We start from the raw sequence: 18,647 nt of genomic DNA, 5'->3' as shown, positions 1-18,647 counted from the left end.
TATTCACCACTGTGGTAAATAGAATAAAATTTTATTGAATTTTACTTCCGATAAGCGTTCGTCAAATCGAGCGTCAAACCGGCTGGGCTTGTAACAACACCCTTAACATTTGAACGGGTCAAGTATGCACCCTTCCATGAGTAAAGTGGGTTGATGTTAGCACTGTTCTTCAAAGCTGCTTCAGCTGCCTTCCAGTCAGCGTCACGTGCAGATGGATTGTTAGCATCTGTGCTTTCAGCCTTTGTCACAGCGTCGATGTAGTCTTGGTTCTTGAACTGACCATTGTTCATACCAGTATCAGTTGCCTTGAACATGTCGTAGAAGGTTGAACCGTCTTGGTAATCACCGTTCCAGTTTGAAACAACGATATCGAAGTTACCATTTTGTGAATCTTGCAAGCGTTGCTTGAATGGGACAATCTTTTCAGTAACAGAAATTTGGTCACCGAATGTTGATTCCCAAGCCTGCTTCAAGTAATCAACTGTATTCTTTGAAACTGGAACGTCAGCATCGGTTTCAAGAGTAACGTTCATCTTACCCTTGTTAACTTCCTTGATTCCTTCTGCAAAGAGTTGCTTTGCCTTGTCCTTGTCATAAGAATAACCAGGAGCAACATAAGTTGACAAATCTTCACCATTAGCAGCCTTAACCAAGTTATTTGAAACGAGACTCTTAGCAGCATCACGAGATCCACCAGTTGCTTGGGAAGCCAATTCCTTACGGTTGGTTGCCAAGTTCAAAGCTTCGCGAATCTTTTCATTTTGCAAGTAAGGGTTCTTTGCTTGGTTGTACTCCAAGTAAGTTGAAGCAGCAACAGAAACTGTCTTCATATCCTTATTGTTCTTGTTAGCAGCGTACATTTCAGGCGAACCGGTAATAGAAGCGCGGTCAAGCTTACCTTCCTTGTACAACTTAATGGCTGTTTCAGGATTCTTGATAACTTGCCAGTTAATCGTCTTTGTCTTGACGTTCTTGGCGTTCCAATAGTCATCGTTCTTAACAATCTTGAACTTATTGTTCGTTCCGTTCCAGCCTTCCAACTTGTAAGGACCAGAATAAATTTGGTTTGCAGCAGTTGTTCCATACTTAGAACCCTTTTCCTTCACGAAGGATTCCTTCTGCGGTGCAAACTGAGTAAAGCTCAAAAGATACTTAAATTGCGGCATTGGCTTTTCCAAAGTGAAAGTCAAAGTATTGCCATCTGCTTTAACACCTAAATCAGAAACTGGCTTCTTGCCAGCAACGATGTCATCAGCATTCTTCACACCTGATGTCAGATATGAATACTGTGAGGCAGTCTTTGGATCAGCGATTCGCTGCCAAGTATAAACAAAGTCCTTAGCAGTCAAAGCAGAACCATCAGACCATTTCAAACCTGAACGTAACTGAACGGTATAAGTCAAACCGTCTGATGAGACGCTGTATGACTTAGCCAAATCAGGAGCTGGATCCCCCTTTGAGTTCACACGCAACAAGTTTGATTCCGTGTTTCCCAAAATCGTGCTTGAATACTGATCAGTACTCTTTGAAATATCCAACGTTTGAATTTCAGCTCCTAAACCGTAATTCAATGCTGATTTATCGTCTGAGGGACTTGTGCCCCACCAGCCAGCAGCTCGAGATCCCCCAACTGCGGCCAAAACAACGACTGCCGCAACAGTCCATTTCTGCCATCGTTTCATGATGCTTCCTCCTCGGTACAACTTAATGTTTGTTTAATCTTATCAGACAAACACACCGTTTTCAAATAATTTTTTAATAAAAACGATAATTTCGTTGCTTCGAGGCTTAGTTTACCGCTCAAAATGCTCATTTTGACGGGATTTGTTATTTTTCCTAACATCAAAAAAGGATGATTTTGTTAACAAAATCATCCTTTTGGTCTTTATTATTCACTTTTAACCGACTTATTCCGGATTTTCCTTGTAAGACAAAGCAGCCACGTTTAATGTTTGATCCGCTAAATCCTTCGTAAAGGAAACCTCGTGGGAAACAATAATGGCATTACCTGGGAACGCCTTAATCGCCTTATACAAAGCTTGTTTCGTTTCTTCATCCAAGTGGTTCGTTGGTTCATCAAGAATCAAGAAGTTCGAAGGCTTCATTTCCATAATAGCGAGCTTAACCTTCGTCTGTTCCCCTCCGGAAAGCTGGAACAACGGCTTTTGCGCATTTTCAGCATTAATGCCGGCTCCTGCTAATCGTTGTCGCAATTCCTTTGGCAAAATCGTTGGGAATAAGTCCTGCATCGCCTGTAATGGCGTTTGCTGGTCGTTATCCCAGTCCAAGTCCTGGTCAAAGTAATTAACTACGGCTGATGGTGAAAATTCCACCTGACCGCCAAGAGAGGGAATTTCGCCCAAAATTGACTTAATCAACGTCGACTTTCCTGCCCCGTTGAAACCAGCAAAGACAATCTTCTTTTCCGTTGTCAACGAGAATGACACGGGTTCCAAAATTGCCTGTTCATACCCAACTGACAAATCAGTCACCGTCAAAGCGGCCGCCGACTGGGAATTGACGTATGGGAAGTTAAACTTAGCCTTCAGGTTTTCTGAAGGTGGATCAACCTTATCCATCCGGGCCAGCATCTTTTCACGAGACTTCGCCTGCTTTGAAGTTGAAGCTCGGGCCTTGTTCTTGGCGATAAACTTCTCAGCCTTGGCAATCTCAACTTGTTGCTTTTCGTACTGACGCATCTGCTGCTCAGAACGTTCTTCCTTTTGGCGCATCGCCTTTTGGAAAGAACCACGATACTTAGTAATCTTACCAAAAGAAACATCAGCAATCGCGTTCGTCACCTTATCCAAGAAATCAAAATCGTGCGAAATAATCATGGCTGCGCCTTCAAAGCCCTGCAAAAAGCCTTCCAACCATTCGATATGCGAAACATCCAAATAGTTGGTGGGCTCATCAAGGATAATGACATCGTCATTTTCTAAGAGCAACTTGGCCAAGATAACCTTAGCACGCTGACCACCAGACATATGTTCCAGTTCGCGGTCACGACCGATGGCTTCCAAGCCCAAACCGGAAATAACTCGTTCGATTTCCGTATCAACGTCGTAAAAACCAGCAGCATCCAGTTCCTCTTGCAAGCGTCCTGCTCGCTCAAGTAGCTTATCATCGGCAGTAGCGGCGTACTTTTCGTACAATTCCGTTGCGCGATCCTGCTTATCATAGAGGTCCTTGTAAGCTGTATGCAAGAAATCAACCAGAGTCATCCCCTCTGGAATTTCTGCGTACTGGTCCAAGTAGCCAATTTTCAGGTTTTTCGCCCAATCAATTCGACCTGATAGCGGCAAGACTTGCCCCGTCAAAATTCGAATCAAAGTTGACTTACCAGCCCCGTTTTGACCGACAATCCCCATGTGTTCACCGGCTTGCAATTCCAAGTCAGCATCGTCATATAATGTTTTTTCTGCGTAGGCCATCGAGAGCCCACTTACTTCTAATAATGCCATAGGATTTAGTTTACCACACTTTGTCATTGCGAGCATGGCCAAGGCCCCCTCTTTGGGCTATACTGGATAAAAGAACGTGACAAATCATTGTTCCTTGTTATTATAACGCGAACCTATTTCTTGGAGAATCAAAGTAGATGAAAGCTCGTAAACTTAACCATAAAGAAATCCCCGCACAAGACCCCAACCGTGCCTTTCGTTTTTGGCGCGACGTCTTCGACCTCCCTCAAAGTGGCGCTCAAACTGACCGTATCTTAGTTGTTGATCACGACGACCTTACTTTTGTTCAGGGCCAACCGCGAGCTGATTTTGAACTCTTAGTACGTGATCACCTCCCTGAATTAAAAAAACACTTAGCCAATAATTTCGTTGCCATCGAAAAGGAAAAAGAACGTTTTAACAATAAAGTCGCAGTCACAGTCAAGGACTCCGAGGGTAATACCGTGGTGATTGAAGCCAACGCCTGATGTCACATCAACGAACTCACTAAAAAAATTATTGACCATATCCATTTATTTTTGCTAAAAAGCTTGCTCAACTGCCACAACCGTGATATACTATTTTTTGTTGTTTAAGACAACTCCATGGTTAGTTAGCTCAGTTGGTAGAGCAACGGACTCTTAATCCGTGGGTCCAGGGTTCGAGCCCCTGACTGACCACTACAGTAATCCTTGAGGAATTCCTCAAGGATTTTTTTGTGTTTTAAAGATTGTTTACTTAGCCTGATTGTTTAAATCAAGCATCAAAAAAAGCTAATGACGCCATCTCTGGTTTCATTAGCTTTTTAACTGCTTATACCTGTCGGTAAACATAGTATGCCAGGCTACCGCCATTGGCGTTTGCTGTGTAATTATAGGCTGCGTCATAATTCCATTCTTGAACAGCCGTACCCGTTTGACCACCCGTTACGTAGTTAACGGAAATAGCGCGGGCATTTGGATCGTTTGAGACAATAATTTGAACATGACCAGCAGATCCACCTGAGGCACCTTGCTGACCCCAAATAACGATATCACCACGTTGTGCATCCCATGGTGTGTTTGTTGAAATCAGTTGATAACCATTCTGTTCCAAATAACCGTGCAAAGAGTCCGTATTGTACAAGTAAGCGGGCTTTGATGCACCAGCCTCATACAAGGCTTCTGTAATCGCACCAGAACAATCCGCCGTGCCATCGGCACCATTACGCGATCCCGTCATGGAATAAGTCAACTTTCCCTGATGGTCATAGAACCAATTAATCACCTGATCCGTGTTGACCTTATTCGTAGTAGCAGTCGGCTGCACTGCTACACTTGTTGAAGCTGGGGCCTGTGAAGCAGCTGCCTGTGACGTTACTTCTTGAGAAACCGGTGCCTCTGAAACGACAGCCTGTGAGGCAGGTGCTTGGGATGCCACTGCTTGTGAAGCGGGCTCTTGAGAAGCAGCAGCCTGCGATGTAGCTACTTCAGAATTAGTAGCCTGTGAAGTGGCCGCCTGAGAGGTAACTGCTTCTGAATTGGCTACTTGCGAAGTATCGGCCTGTGAACTAGGTGACTGTGAAGATGTAGCTTGCGCCTGACTCAAAGACTGCGTCTGTGAGTACAAATCGGCTGACTGTGAACCAGCTACTTGAGTGGCATTTTGCTCCATCGCATAGGTCTTATCAGTATTTGCCTGTTGTGCACCAGCACTCGAACCAGAAAGGGACGGTACTTGACTAGCTTGGCTTTGGTTGACATTTGCCGTCATTGACTGAGCTGTGGCCTGCGAACTAGTCACCGACAAAGATTGACTCTGAGCAACCGATTGGGCAGCGGCCGTCGTTGCTGCCTGGCTACCCGTTTGACTTCCCTGGCTAATCGCTTGTGAAATGGCCTGTGAATCGGCTGCCACCTGAACAGAATCAGTCGTTGGTGCGCCCTTTTGCATCAACACCAAATTCGGCTGACTCGTTTGACTCTGACTTACCTGCACAGCTCCAGCAGACAGCAAGACACCAGTATTTTTAAGTTTTTGAATCACTTGAGCCTGGTCACCCAAGCGATATCCTGAAATCAACAGCCCTTGGTCATCCAAGCCCAACTGCTGGGCTGCTTGTTCCGTGCTAAGATCATAAGCCTGGGCAATCACACCCAAGGTGTCCCCCCACTGTGTCGCATAGCCATGAATATTTTGTCCTTGACCTTGCTTGGCAATGGCAGCCTTTACCTGGTCAAGCGAATTTGCTTGCCATTGACTGTGTTGGTCAACTTGGGATTGTGCCTGCCCCTGAACTTGATCAGCACTAGCTGTTTGATTTTGATTCAACACGGTCGCCCCAAAAACAGCCCCCGTTGCTGCTAATGTCGTCGCACCGGCTGTAAACATTAATCGGTGCCTAGGGTGATTATCTTGATTATTGTGCATCATGGTTGGTTACCTCCGCTTTCTTAATTGCAATATTTTGAACGTAACAAACTAAACCGAACGTAATCATTTCGTCCATCTTTTCGATAGTTTTAAAATTAGACTGGATAGCTGACTCCAAAAAATTTAGTTATCCCCAAAGAAAAAAATTAACCCGACTACGTCATAAACCCTCTCCGCTTCTATTTTACAGCATTAGCCTCGAAATTGTTACAGTAGCAGGTCAAAAAAGGCAACCTTGTCAAAATCAAGCAAAAAATTTTGTTTTTGATAACCAAATCGGCAACAGACAAAAAAGCTTCCGCCTCTGTCTTAGTAGCGAAAACTTTCCTTTACAAATTCATTGAAGATGAATGACCAGGACCACCTCGGTCGGGGTCAATGGCAGCAATCGCTGCGTTCACCGCCGCCGGTGCTTGACCAAAGCCAGTGGCAATTAAATCAACATGATTCGGATAAGATGAAGCATCTCCAATGGCAAAGAGAGCCGGTTGCTTCGTTTCCATCTGGTCAGTCACAACGATGCCAGCTGAATCCCAATCAAGGTCAACTTGCCAACCGGTATCGGCTTGTCCCTTTGTTAAGAACCCATACTGAACGAGCAGGTTATCCACAACTAACTCTTCTTGCTGATTTTTATCCTTAACGTGTTGCAGAGCCAATTCTAATCGGCCATCGGCCGTTTTTTGAGCGCTTTTAACCTTTTTGGGTGTTTTTTTAATTACCTTAGTTTTCTCTAAAGCCAATACAGCCTGCTCCAAAGCTCGGAATTGGTCCCGGCGATGAATCAAATAAGTCCTCTTAGCAATCGAATCTAGTTGCTCCGCTAAATCAACTGCCGAGTCACCACCACCAAGAACTGCGACCTCCTGATTTTGATATAGTGAGAGGTCTGGGGCAAAATAAGACAGGCCATGCCCTTCCAGTTCAGCCTCGTTGTCAATTTGCAACCGGCGGGGCTCAAAAGCACCTTTCCCAGTGGCTAAAATCACTGAACGGCCAGTCACGCCTGTTTGCCCGTCATTAATAGCGATTTGCCAGTTATCACCAACACGGACAATATCTGTTACTTTGGCTTCCGTCTGGACATCGACCGGAAACTTAGCCAACTGTTTTTTGAGGCGGTCAATCAATTCGCGACCAGAAACCCCTGGTAACCCCGCAACGTCCCAAATTTTTTTATCGGGATAAAGCGTTTGCACCTGGCCGCCAAGGTCCGTCAACGCTTCTAATAAAAGCACCTTGGTATTGCGCAAGCCAGCATAGAAGGCAGCAAAGAGGCCTACCGGACCACCACCAACAATAATAATATCGTACGTTTTTTCCATTTTGACTCGCTTTCTTCGTGTTTTACCTAACAATTTTGCTATAATAAAGTGTACCCAAACTAAAGGAGAATGCGCAATGTCTCGCAAAAAAATGATTTTAGATCTCGACACTGGTATCGATGATGCCTTGGCCCTGGCTTACGCCATCGGTCATGATGACATCGACTTGATTGGGATTATTGCCACCTATGGCAATGCCCTGACCAATGTCACGGCCAAGAATTCACTTGACCTCTTAGACCTCTTAGGCGCCCATGACGTTCCCGTTTTCATTGGTGAATCACATTCATCAACCACCACTGATTTCACCGTTATGCCAATCTCACAGGCCATTCACGGCCAAAACGGTATCGGCGATGTTGAAGTGGCGGCCTCAATGCGGTCCGTTGACAGCCAAAATGGTATCGACTTCTTGATTGAAGCCGCTCACCAGTACAAAGACGAACTGATTTACCTGCCAACTGGTCCCTTAACGAACCTGGCCAAGGCCCTTGAAAAGGACCCAAGCATCGCTAAGTTAATCGGTCAAACGACTTTAATGGGTGGTGCCTTGACGGTTCCTGGAAACGTGACGCCATTTACGGAAGCCAACATTCACCAAGACCCCGAAGCCGCCGACTATGTGTTTAAAAATCAGGAAAACCTGACCATGGTTGGCCTCGATGTTACCCTGCGGACGCTTTTGACAAAGAAGCATACGCAAGAATGGCGTGACCTTGGCACAACCGCCGGTCAAAACTATGCCGACATCATGGACTACTACATTGATGCTTATTATAACTTAGATATCGACAAAAAAGGAGCTGCTCTCCACGACCCATTGGCCGTTGCAGTTGCCGTCGACCCAAGCTATGTCACCACTTTGGACTTAAACATGCAGGTCACTTACGACCAAGAATCAGGCGACTACGGCCGCACAATTGGCGACAAGGCCAAGCTTTTGGAACCAACGATTTCAAAGGCTGCCGTCCTAGTTGATCAAGACCGTTTTGTCTCCGATTTTCAGCAGATGATGCTCAAGGTGCTTGCCTAACATTCTCTTACTAAACAAAAAGACTTAACCAGTGACAAGCTTAGCAGCTACTTGGTTAAGTCTTTTTTGCTGTGATTTTAACTGGTTCAGGTTTTTTGGGGCATGAGCCGCGCTTAGTCTAGCCACCTCACCTGATTTTTTAATCCTTGTCAGCAGCCAATTCTGCTAATTTCTGGTCAACTAAGGCCAAAACCTTTTCCTGAGCCGCAGCATCCTCAACAAAGTTCAGCTCATCACCGTTAATCTGGAGCTTTGGTGAGCGGTCGTACTGATCAAACCAAGCATCGTAGCGGGCGTTCAAGTCCGCATAGTATTGGTACAAGTCCGGGTCCTGCTCTATTTGCTCATATGGACGGCCACGCTTCTTAATGCGAGCCAACATGGTGTCCAAAGAAACACGAACATGGATTAGTAAGTCCGGTGTCTTGGTCTTGTTTTCCTCTGAAACTTCTTCTAAAACGTTGTTGACCAAATCCTTATAAATGTCGACTTCGGTCTGTGTTGCCCGGCCCAAATCAGCATTGAGCTGGAAAAGTAAGGCATCTTCAAAAATTGACCGATCCAAGACCGCATTCTTTTCTTTTTGCGCTTCGTGAATCTGGTCCAAACGGGTATTCAAAAAGTAAATTTGGAGCAAGAAACTGTATTTCTTGGGGTCCTGGTAAAAGAGTGGCAAAATTGGGTTATTATCCACACTCTCATAGTAGGCCTGACCACCCAAATGCTTTGCTAAAATCTCTGTTAAACTGGTCTTTCCAGCACCAATTGTCCCGGCTAATACAATCATATGTTCATTGTTCTCCTCATTTATCGCTTTTTTAAGTATAGCAAAATCCCAACGGCAATTCTGCCTTCGTCGTCAACTTTTAACATAAAAAAATCGACCAACATTTTGGTCGATTTTTGTTTTGAAATCGATAAACGCCAGACATCTTAAGACTGCAAAGTCTGATTTAACTTAAGGGTAACTGTCTTCTTCTCAGTACCACGGTAGTAAGTCAGCGTTGTCTTATCGCCGACCTTATGCGTGTACAATTGTTCACGCAAATCAGCCTGGTTGGCAACTGTCTTACCATCAATACCAACAATCACGTCATACTTCTTCAGACCCGCCTTATCTGCTGGTGAACCGCTGTTGACCTTGTAGAGGACCACACCACCGTTAACGGTGTTTGGAATCTTCAGCGTTGACTGCTGCTCGTTAACGGGCACCTGCGACAGGTTAATCATCTGAATTCCCAGTGCCGGCCTTGTCACCTTACCGTCCTTTACCAGCTTATTGACGACATCAACAACCTGGTCCGAAGGAATCGCAAAACCAATTCCTTCAACCGCTGTGCCGTTTGATGACGATGACAGCTTCATCGAGTTAATTCCAACAACCTGTCCCGCTAAGTTAATCAAAGGGCCACCGGAGTTTCCGGGATTAATAGCGGCATCGGTTTGAATAACCGTTGAACCACCATAATTTTGGCCGGTATCATCATCCGCTTGAACCAAACGCTTCGTGGCCGAAATAATCCCTTCCGTTACAGAGGAAGCATATTGTGATCCCAATGGTGACCCAATCGCCAATACCTGTTGACCAACGGAAATTTTAGCAGAATCGCCAAAGGAAGCCGTTGAAATCATCGAAGAGTCAGTAATCTTCAAAACGGCCAAATCAGTTAAGGAGTCCTTACCGACCAACTCCGCCGTCACCGTCTTATTATCGTTGGTGATCACCTGAAGCTTATCAGCACCGTCAATCACGTGGTTATTGGTCACGATAAAGGCAGAACCTTCAGCCTTTTTATAGACAAAGCCAGACCCTTCCGATGATTCATTATAAGTGTTACCGCTCTTTTTAAAGTTAATTACTGAAACAACAGAGTTAGCTACCTTGTTGTAAGCAGTGGTGGCCGTATTCTTAGAAGTCATCGTTTTTGTTGTTGTCGCCTTAGTCCGAACCGGACTATGCGTCACTTGGTAATTTTGATAAATCTCTTGTCCAGCTAAAACAGCTCCACCACCAATTACACCGGCTAAGGCTCCAGCCAAAATTAAATTCGTTAGGTTCTTTTGCATGGTCGTCTCCAAAATTTGTTAACACCACTATACTTGAGTGAAATTAAGCAGAAATTAAGGTCACGAAAGACTTAATCTTCATCCCACTGTTTTTCAGTCGATAACAAGTCATCTTGAACGTAGTTAAGGGTCATCTTAAAGGTTGACCCTTCATTTTCTTTTGATTCGACCCAGATGTGACCACCAAACTTTTCAACCACTTCCTTAGAAATCGCCAATCCCAGTCCGGTCCCTCCTTGGGCTCGCGACCGTGATTTATCAACACGGAAGAAACGGTTAAAGACCTTTTTTTGGTCAACCGCAGGGATTCCCAGGCCTTGATCTTGAATACTAATCAGCACCTTATCTCTTGATTTTTCCAATGAGACCGTAATGGTGCCACCATCGGGTGAGTACTTAATCGCATTATTCATCAGATTATCAATGACTTGGGTCATCTTATCATGGTCAATATCAACCCAGAATTCTTGATCGGTTGGGATATGACGAACAATCTTAATCTTTCGATCCGAATTTAAGTCCTTTGACGGTGACAACAGAATCATATCAAAACGGTCCAAAATAAAGTTCAACATGGTATTTAGTTGAACCAACTCGGTCTTAACTTCCATCGTCCCCTGGTCCATCCGTGACAACTCAAGCAAATCAGATACCATCCGCGACATCCGGTCCGTTTCGTTTTGAATCACCGTCAAAAATTCGCCAAGAATTTTAGGATCTTCCTTAGCGCCTTCCTGCAAAGACTCGACGTAGGACGCTACAGTGGTCAACGGTGTTCGCAGTTCGTGAGAAACGTTGGAAACAAAGTCACGGCGGTCCTGATCAATCTTCTTCTGTTCCGTGATATCATGCAAAATCAGAACCATGGCATTAATCAAGCCAGAAGGATTTTTAATTAAAGAGACCCGAACTTCAATAATCCGCTGACCGACATCAACCGTCATCGCTCGTTGTTGCTTAATCAAGTCTCGAACACTTTGGTATTCAGGGAGGTCCAACAGGTCAAAGACCTGCTGACCCAGTGCTGCTTGTTCGCTGACACCAAGCAACTTGGTTGCTGCCCGATTAATAATCGTCAGTTGGCCATTCGCATTCGTCAGCAAAACCCCATCAGCCATATGATGAAGAATAGAATGGAGGCGGTTACGTTCATTGCTAATGATTTCGGTTGATTCCGCAATCCGGTTTGATAACGTATTGACCGAATGGGCCAATTGCGAAATCTCATCCGAACCAGAAATCGTGTTAACCATCGAATAATCACCAGCCGCAATCCGGGCTGTCTGCTTATTGATGATTTCAATTGGGCGCGTCAACGTCCGAGATAGAATAAAGGCCAAATAAACTGAAGCCACAAGTGTTAGCAAGCCGGCCAATAAAAACAAGAACAAGATTTGGCGAGCATTGGCGTAAACCTTCTCTAGGCTAGCATAAACTACCACAATCCCAACAGGCTTCTCGCCTGCTTTACTTGGAGTATTAGTACCGTTAGCATACAGCTGACGAGTTACCACCGCCTGTTGGCCGTTGCCTTGGTCGCGGTCCTGGGTACGAATTTTAAGGTATGAATTCCCACCAGCTAAGGCACTTTCACTATTAGAATCAATTTTTTTGGGCAATAGCGACTTCTTTGTCGACTGGCTGGAAACTAAATTGCCGGATTTATCATAGACTAAGACGTTTTCGACAAGGTTTGAATCAAAGTCCCTGACCGATGTATCCACTTTAGCCTGGTTAACCTTACCAGTTTCAGTGTCCAGTCCTTCAACAATTTTCTTGGTCACATAGGTTGGCATTGTCAACTCTGCTTCACTGGCAATGAGGTCATGCTGCTCGATTTGATGGACAAAGAAAACTCCAAACGACTCTAAAATAACAATTAAAAAAAGGACAAAGACAAACGTTATCCGGAATCGAATCGATTGTAAGAGTTTAACAATGACTTTCATAATTCCTGACAACGAGTGCCCGTCCTTTCATAGTTTTTATTTATTTGGGTTCTTACCTGATGAGAGGTAATAACCAACACCACGACGCGTTCCTAACCAAACAGGATGTGATGGTACATCTTCAATTTTCTCACGCAAACGACGAACTGTCACATCGACCGCACGAACATCGCCGAAATAATCGTAACCCCAAACCTGACGAAGTAGGTTTTCACGGTTCATGACTTGGCCGATATGTTGGGCCATGTATGAGAGCAATTCAAACTCACGGTGCGTCAATTCAAGGTCAACACCGTCTTTGGTGACCATATAGGTCTTTGTATGGATAATCAAGTTACCAAGTTGAATGTCTTCTTGGTTAACCGCTGGGTCATCTGACCGACTTGGCGTGTGACGATTACGCAAGTTCGCCTTCACTCGGGCAACTAATTCACGGTTCGAGAATGGCTTAGTGATGTAGTCATCAGCCCCCATTTCCAAACCAATAACCTTATCAATTTCAGAGTCCTTAGCCGTCACCATAATAACTGGTGTCTTATCCTTAGCCCGAATTTGACGCAAAACTTCAATTCCTTCAACTTCAGGAAGCATTTGATCTAACAATACCAAATCAGGATTTTCTGACTTGTACAATTCCAATGCCTCGGCTCCGTCACCAGCCGTTACGACCTCGTAACCTTCTTTTACCAAGTTAAACTTGATGATATCCGAAATTGGCTTTTCATCATCAACCACTAAAATTTTATACATACGCGTCTCCAATTAAAACATTTTTCATTCGTTATTGTAACATAAAAAATTGGCCTTTCAGCCAATTTACGAATAATCCTCACAAAAAAGACTATTTTTAGCACTCTGGCCAAAAACAGTCTCTCAATAGTTACTTTATCTTTCCTGTAAACGCCTTAGTCTTCTTGTGAACTACGACGGCGGAAGCGGTGCTTAAACATTGGACTAATCGCTTCGTTCAATGAAACACGGCGAATAGCTTCACCAATCAACTCACCAACAGAAACAATTTCCAGCTTGTCAAACTTCTTTGAGTCTGGCAAGTTAATGGAATCGGTCACAATCACCTTAGTGAAAACGGAATTTTGCAAACGTTCCAAAGCTGGTCCTGAGAAGACAGCGTGTGATGCGGCCACGTAAACTTCCTTAGCACCGTGCTCCAACACTAATTGAGCACCCTGCGTAATCGTTCCGGCTGTATCAATCATGTCATCGACCATGATGGCCGTTTTACCAGCAACATCACCAACAATTGAGCCAACCTCTGCCACGTTTGGCTTCGGACGACGCTTGTCAATCACGGCAACCGGCGCTTCCAAACCAAGCATGTTGTTCAAATTGCGGGCACGTGTCATTCCACCGTGATCAGGTGAAACAACAACGGCGTTTTCCTTGTCGGCAATACCAGTTTCAATCAAGTAATCGGCCAACAATGGAGCTCCCTGCAAGTGATCCATTGGTAGGTCAAAGAACCCTTGAATTTGAGCAGCGTGCAAGTCCAGAGCCATCACGCGAGTGGCTCCTGCTCGTTCAATCATATTAGCAACCAACTTGGCTGTAATTGGTTCACGTGAGCGAGCCTTCCGGTCCTGACGAGCATAACCGTAATAAGGCAAAACCACGTTGATTTGGTCGGCTGATGCCCGCTTCAAGGCATCAATCATAATCAACAATTCCATCAGGTTATCGTTAACCGGTTGGGATGTTGATTGAATCACAAAGACATCTGCGCCACGGACAGATTCTTCAATGTTAATTTGCACTTCACCATCAGCAAAGCGCTTCACCGAGATGTCACTTAATGGCACACCGACTTCAGCAGCAATTTTTTCTGCTAAGGGGTGGTTCGATGAGAGAGAAAAGAGTTTTAGGTTTGACTTAGTCATTTTTGCTACTCCAGATTAAAGAACAACGATTTCTTATATATTATAACAATAAAATCAGGACAACTGGGCAAAAAAAGCGACTGATTTTATCATCGTCGCTTGTAATCTTAAGTCACTAATCTATTGCTACCAATTAATCGGCTAAAATAAAGCGCTCGATGGCTTTTGCGACACCATCATGGTTGTTATCAGTCGTCTCCTGGTTAGCAATGGCCTTAATTGATGGCACCGCATTTCCCATGGCGACTCCAATTCCGGCAGCTTCAATCATCGTATGATCGTTTTCCTGGTCACCAATCGCCATTGTTTCTGACTGGTCGATGCCCAATTCCTTGGCCAAGGCCAACAGCGCCTGGCCCTTAGAAGCAGCCGTATTCATAAATTCAAGGTTATTTGGGGTTGAACGAACCACATTGGCCTCTTGCTTCAGCTCTGCCGGTACCTTTGCCTGAATGCTATCCATAAAGGCCTCGTCACCAATAGCAATTGCCTTGACAAAGGAGGTTTCCTTCAACTCTGAAACTTCGTCCTTAATGGTCAATGGGAGACTGACCACAAAGTTCTCCTGACTAGCAAAGACATTCACATTCGTCATCACCGTATAAGCGTCAGAGTCTGACTCAACCTGAATATAGGTGTTATTATCCGCTGCAAATTGCTGTGCCTTCAAAAAAGTGGTCCATGGCAAGGCAGCTCGGTGGAGAGTCTTTTGACCATCCGTTGTTTGGACCAAGCCACCATTGTGGGTAATCACATAATGGTCTTCGCCCAAGAGATCTAATTCATTCAAAATCTTCTTAACGCCTGTCTCTGGTCGCCCAGTGGTAATCACCACATGAACACCCTGTGCCGTCGCTTTTTGGATAGCACTTTTTACCGCCGGTGTAATCTCGCGATTATCGTTATAAAGCGTGCCGTCAATATCAATCGAAACAAGTTTAATTGCTTGCATAAAATTAGCCCCTTTTCAAGATTATGTCAATTATAGCAAAGTTTAGTTAGGCTTTGCCGATAAATGAGTATAAAAAAAGAACCGCCGAGGCGATTCTTTCAAGTGTTAATAGCTTACTTCAAAGCAGACCATTGCCACTTAGTGAATTCTTCGATATCGCGACCTTCTTCACGGGTCACCTTCATGTGCTTTGCCAAGATGTCATCCATCTTAGTGATGAATGTATCGGCAGCAGCTTGATCAACTGCACCACGGTCTGCAAGGACAGCAACAGCTTCCTTAGCTTGGTGGAAACGATCAAGGTGTGAGTAAACACGCATGTCGTAAGTAGTTGTGATGTCACCATCTTCACGGTATCCGTGAACAAAGACGTCACCGCGGAACTTACGCTCGAAGAAGAATGATTCAACCAAGTCTTCGTATCCGTGGAATCCGAAGATAACTGGTGTATCAGCTTGGAAGAACTTGTTGAATTCGTCATCTGACAATTCACGTTCGTCGTTTCCAGCTGATTCTGACTTTTTCTGCAAACGAAGCAATTCAACAACGTTTACATAGCGGAACTTAACTTCAGGGAATTCCTGGTTAACCAACCACAATGCGGCCAAAGTTTCGATTGTTGGTTCTGTACCAGCAGAAGCAAATGTGATGTCCACATCAGCTGATGGTGCAGTAGATGCCCAATCGATAACCTTCAAACCTTCAGTAGCCAACACTTCAGCTTCAGCAGCTGAGAACCACTGTTGACGTGGTTGCTTTGAGATAACCATGTGGTTAACCTTTGAGTGTTCGCTGAAGGCACGTTCCATCACTGCCAAAGTTGAGTTACCATCGGCTGGCAAGTATTGACGGATGAAGTTTGACTTCTTTTCGGCCAAGTGAGTCAACATACCAGGATCCTGGTGAGTGTAACCGTTGTGGTCCTGCTGGAAAGCAGTTGAAGTAGAAATCAAGTTCAATGATGGGTAGTCATTACGCCATGCTTGTTCTGAAGCGTGACGCAACCACTTGAAGTGCTGAGTGATCATTGAATCAACAACGCGCAAGAATGATTCGTATGAAGCGAAGATTCCAACACGACCAGTCAAAGTATAACCTTCAAGCCAACCTTCAGCTTGGTGCTCTGACAATTGAGCATCCAAGATACGGCCTTCTGGAGCTTCGTATTGGTCGTTAGGGTTCTTAACTTCTTCCATCCATTGACGGTTAGTAGTATCAAACAATGACCACAAACGGTTTGACATCGTTTCATCAGGACCAAAGACACGGAATGACTTAGGGTTCATTTGCATTACCTTTTCAAGGTAGTTTGACAAAGTGAACATGTCCATGTTGCGGTTACCATCTGGCAAGATAGTTCCACGGTTGTCTGCGTTGATGTCGTTTACGTAATCGCGCCAGTCTGGCAAGTCAAGATCCTTAAGATCTTCACCGCGCTTACGACCACCGTTAGCGATTGGGTTAGCTGACATACGCTTGTCGCCCTTAGGAGCGATGGCCTTCAATTCATCCTTCAATGAACCATCAGCGTTAAACAATTCTTCAGGCTTGTATGAGTTCATCCATTCTTCGAATTGTGGCAATGTGTCCAACTTTCCTTGTGCCAAAGGCAATGGAACTTGGTGGGCACGGAATGAATCTTCGATTGGCATTCCAGCTTGGTCGTGGGTAGGTCCACCCCAACCCTTTGGCAAGCGAGCAATAATCACTGGCCATGCAGGAATTGTACCATCTTCATACTTACCGTTTTCACGAGCATCCTTTTGGATAGCTTGGATGTCTTCAATAGCAGTATCGAAGATATCAGCAGCCTTTTCATGGTAAGCCATGTAGTCATGGATGTCATCGTTTTCGATGAAACGAGCTGAGTAACCAAGACCTGCAAAGAAGTTCTTGATTTCTTCATCTGACATACGTGAGAAGACAGTTGGGTTTGAAATCTTAAATCCGTTCAAATCCAAAATTGGCAAAACAGCACCATCGTTCTTGGCATTCAAGAACTTGATTGAGTGCCATGAAGTCATTGATGGGCCAGTTTCGGCTTCACCATCACCAACAACGGCAAAAGCGATTTGGTCAGGGTTGTCCAAAACAGCACCGAATGCATGTGACAATGAGTAACCCAATTCTCCACCTTCATGCAATGAACCTGGAGTTTGGGCAGTCATGTGTGAACCAATTCCACCTGGGAATGAGAAGCGCTTGAACAAAGTTGACATACCCTTCAAGTCTTGAGTAACTTCTGGGTAATCAGCAGTATATTCACCATCAAGGTAAGCGTTCGTAACCATGACTTGGCCACCGTGACCAGGGCCACCGATGTAGAACATGTTCAAGTCATACTTGTTGATCAAACGGTTAGCATGAGCATACAAGAATGTTTGACCTGAGATAGTTCCCCAGTGTCCGATTGGCTTAACCTTAACATCTTCAGCTTGAATAGGCGTCTTAGTTACTGAGAACAATGGGTTTGACTTCAAAAAAATCATCCCAGCTGACAAATAGTTGGTTGCACGCCACCACTTATCAACAAGTTCCAAGTACTCTTTTGAGTTGTAATCAACCATGTAAATAGTACTCCTTTTTCTTTCAACGAAGCCCGCTTCTGCAAACTCCGGATATATATTTACAAGTCCTATTATATCGAGAGTATTCCATTCATTCAAGAAAAAAAGCCCTTTGGGCCTAACTTTTTCGTTTTTGGTTGCATTTCTTTATTAATTGGGCCGGTCCAATTAAGCTTTGTTAAACACATTCCATAAAATTGTTTACTAAATCAGTTTCCTTATTCCGAACCAAGCGAGACGAAAGCATTATAACGTAGGTATTTGTAGTGCAAGCGCATATTAGAATATTCCAACGGTGTCCCATCATCCATGAAGAAAATCCCTTCCATGATACCCACAGGTTCAGTTGCTTTGAGCTTTAACAGCTTCTGTTCTTCGGCATTGGATGGCTCGGTCATGATGGTCATAAATGACCTTGTCACTGTCTTGGACTTGCGTTTTTCAACATATTCGTAAATGGATTTGGTCACCGTTTCCCGATTAAGCCCCGGCAATAAAGAAATCGGCACGTAACCATACTCAATCATGAATGGCACGCCATCCAATTTACGGAGGCGTTTAATTTCATAAACGAAATCCCCATCGTTTAAAAATAATGCTGATTGCTGCTCTGGCGTCGCCTGAATCACCCGGAAGTCCAGGAGCTCAATGCTGGGTGCCTGACCATTAATCCGAAAAGAATCCGAAACGCCCAAGTTTGATCCCTCATGTTGAAAGATTGCCTGATTTTTCAGGTATAAGGGGTTCACAAAAGTTCCAGACCCACGCTTCTTAAAGATAATCCCCTGCTGGACCAAGACATTGAGGGCCCGTTTGATGGAAGAACGTGAAACCTGGTAATCTGCCGCTAATGTTCGCTCATCTGGTAATTTGAGGTCTTCGTACTGACCCTGATAAATTTTTTGTTTGATATCGGCTTGCACCGTTACATAAATTGCTTCTGACATAATATCTATTGTAGCATAATTGGTCCGACCACTTTTTAAAATTGGTTCTAACTGCTT

The 18,647-nt window shown here is 44.5% G+C and carries 14 protein-coding genes and 1 tRNA gene; 3 read left to right on the top strand and 12 right to left on the bottom strand.

What is annotated here, in order from left to right:
- Window positions 1–41: 41 nt before the first annotated feature.
- On the bottom strand, window positions 42–1,682 hold the full coding sequence (locus AABI20_RS05690) for a peptide ABC transporter substrate-binding protein (RefSeq protein WP_338347076.1): 1,641 nt from the start codon (window positions 1,680–1,682) through the stop codon (window positions 42–44).
- 225 nt (window positions 1,683–1,907) lie between these two features.
- Window positions 1,908–3,464 (bottom strand): ABC-F family ATP-binding cassette domain-containing protein, encoded by a 1,557-nt coding sequence (locus AABI20_RS05685; RefSeq protein WP_047974944.1) that lies wholly within the window; start codon window positions 3,462–3,464, stop codon window positions 1,908–1,910.
- Window positions 3,465–3,601: 137 nt separating this feature from the next.
- Here AABI20_RS05685 and AABI20_RS05680 point away from each other — a divergent pair, with 137 nt between their 5' ends.
- Together AABI20_RS05680 and AABI20_RS05675 are read left to right on the top strand one after the other, a co-directional pair.
- Window positions 3,602–3,931, top strand: a complete 330-nt coding sequence (locus tag AABI20_RS05680; protein WP_047974903.1) for a VOC family protein — start codon at window positions 3,602–3,604, stop codon at window positions 3,929–3,931.
- Between the two features lie 119 nt (window positions 3,932–4,050).
- A tRNA-Lys gene (locus AABI20_RS05675) sits at window positions 4,051–4,123 on the top strand.
- A 133-nt stretch (window positions 4,124–4,256) separates the two neighbouring features.
- Here the strand turns inward: AABI20_RS05675 and AABI20_RS05670 are convergent.
- Both AABI20_RS05670 and AABI20_RS05665 read right to left on the bottom strand, forming a co-directional pair.
- Window positions 4,257–5,855, bottom strand: a complete 1,599-nt coding sequence (locus AABI20_RS05670) for a peptidoglycan amidohydrolase family protein (RefSeq protein ID WP_338346098.1) — start codon at window positions 5,853–5,855, stop codon at window positions 4,257–4,259.
- A gap of 329 nt (window positions 5,856–6,184) precedes the next feature.
- The gene (locus tag AABI20_RS05665) at window positions 6,185–7,180 is read right to left on the bottom strand and encodes an NAD(P)/FAD-dependent oxidoreductase (RefSeq protein WP_047974904.1); all 996 of its coding nucleotides are present in this window, start codon (window positions 7,178–7,180) and stop codon (window positions 6,185–6,187) included.
- Between the two features lie 76 nt (window positions 7,181–7,256).
- Here AABI20_RS05665 and AABI20_RS05660 point away from each other — a divergent pair, with 76 nt between their 5' ends.
- Window positions 7,257–8,213 (top strand): nucleoside hydrolase, encoded by a 957-nt coding sequence (locus AABI20_RS05660; RefSeq protein ID WP_288846826.1) that lies wholly within the window; start codon window positions 7,257–7,259, stop codon window positions 8,211–8,213.
- 139 nt (window positions 8,214–8,352) lie between these two features.
- Here AABI20_RS05660 and AABI20_RS05655 read toward each other — a convergent pair whose 3' ends face one another.
- The 8 genes from AABI20_RS05655 to AABI20_RS05620 all read right to left on the bottom strand — a co-directional run bounded on the left by AABI20_RS05655 (window position 8,353) and on the right by AABI20_RS05620 (window position 18,590).
- Window positions 8,353–9,000 carry a deoxynucleoside kinase gene (locus tag AABI20_RS05655; protein WP_047974906.1) on the bottom strand — a complete coding sequence of 216 codons (648 nt, stop codon included), beginning with the start codon at window positions 8,998–9,000 and terminating at the stop codon, window positions 8,353–8,355.
- Window positions 9,001–9,146: 146 nt separating this feature from the next.
- On the bottom strand, window positions 9,147–10,280 hold the full coding sequence (locus AABI20_RS05650; RefSeq protein ID WP_047974907.1) for a S1C family serine protease: 1,134 nt from the start codon (window positions 10,278–10,280) through the stop codon (window positions 9,147–9,149).
- 71 nt (window positions 10,281–10,351) lie between these two features.
- The gene (locus AABI20_RS05645; protein ID WP_338347071.1) at window positions 10,352–12,241 is read right to left on the bottom strand and encodes an ATP-binding protein; all 1,890 of its coding nucleotides are present in this window, start codon (window positions 12,239–12,241) and stop codon (window positions 10,352–10,354) included.
- 24 nt (window positions 12,242–12,265) lie between these two features.
- Window positions 12,266–12,979, bottom strand: a complete 714-nt coding sequence (gene yycF, locus AABI20_RS05640) for a response regulator YycF (RefSeq protein WP_047974909.1) — start codon at window positions 12,977–12,979, stop codon at window positions 12,266–12,268.
- A 155-nt stretch (window positions 12,980–13,134) separates the two neighbouring features.
- Entirely contained in the window at window positions 13,135–14,124 is a 990-nt protein-coding gene (locus AABI20_RS05635; protein ID WP_059394109.1) for a ribose-phosphate diphosphokinase, read from the bottom strand.
- 133 nt (window positions 14,125–14,257) lie between these two features.
- On the bottom strand, window positions 14,258–15,076 hold the full coding sequence (locus tag AABI20_RS05630) for a Cof-type HAD-IIB family hydrolase (RefSeq protein WP_047974911.1): 819 nt from the start codon (window positions 15,074–15,076) through the stop codon (window positions 14,258–14,260).
- Window positions 15,077–15,189: 113 nt separating this feature from the next.
- Window positions 15,190–17,643, bottom strand: a complete 2,454-nt coding sequence (locus tag AABI20_RS05625; RefSeq protein ID WP_288846821.1) for a phosphoketolase family protein — start codon at window positions 17,641–17,643, stop codon at window positions 15,190–15,192.
- A gap of 218 nt (window positions 17,644–17,861) precedes the next feature.
- Window positions 17,862–18,590 carry a GntR family transcriptional regulator gene (locus AABI20_RS05620; RefSeq protein WP_047974913.1) on the bottom strand — a complete coding sequence of 243 codons (729 nt, stop codon included), beginning with the start codon at window positions 18,588–18,590 and terminating at the stop codon, window positions 17,862–17,864.
- Window positions 18,591–18,647 lie beyond the last annotated feature (57 nt).

Source organism: Fructobacillus cardui, from assembly GCF_963580785.1.
GTDB classification, from domain to species: domain Bacteria; phylum Bacillota; class Bacilli; order Lactobacillales; family Lactobacillaceae; genus Fructobacillus; species Fructobacillus cardui.
Note: the sequence above shows the minus strand (reverse complement) of the source record. Positions and strands in the feature narration are given on the sequence as shown.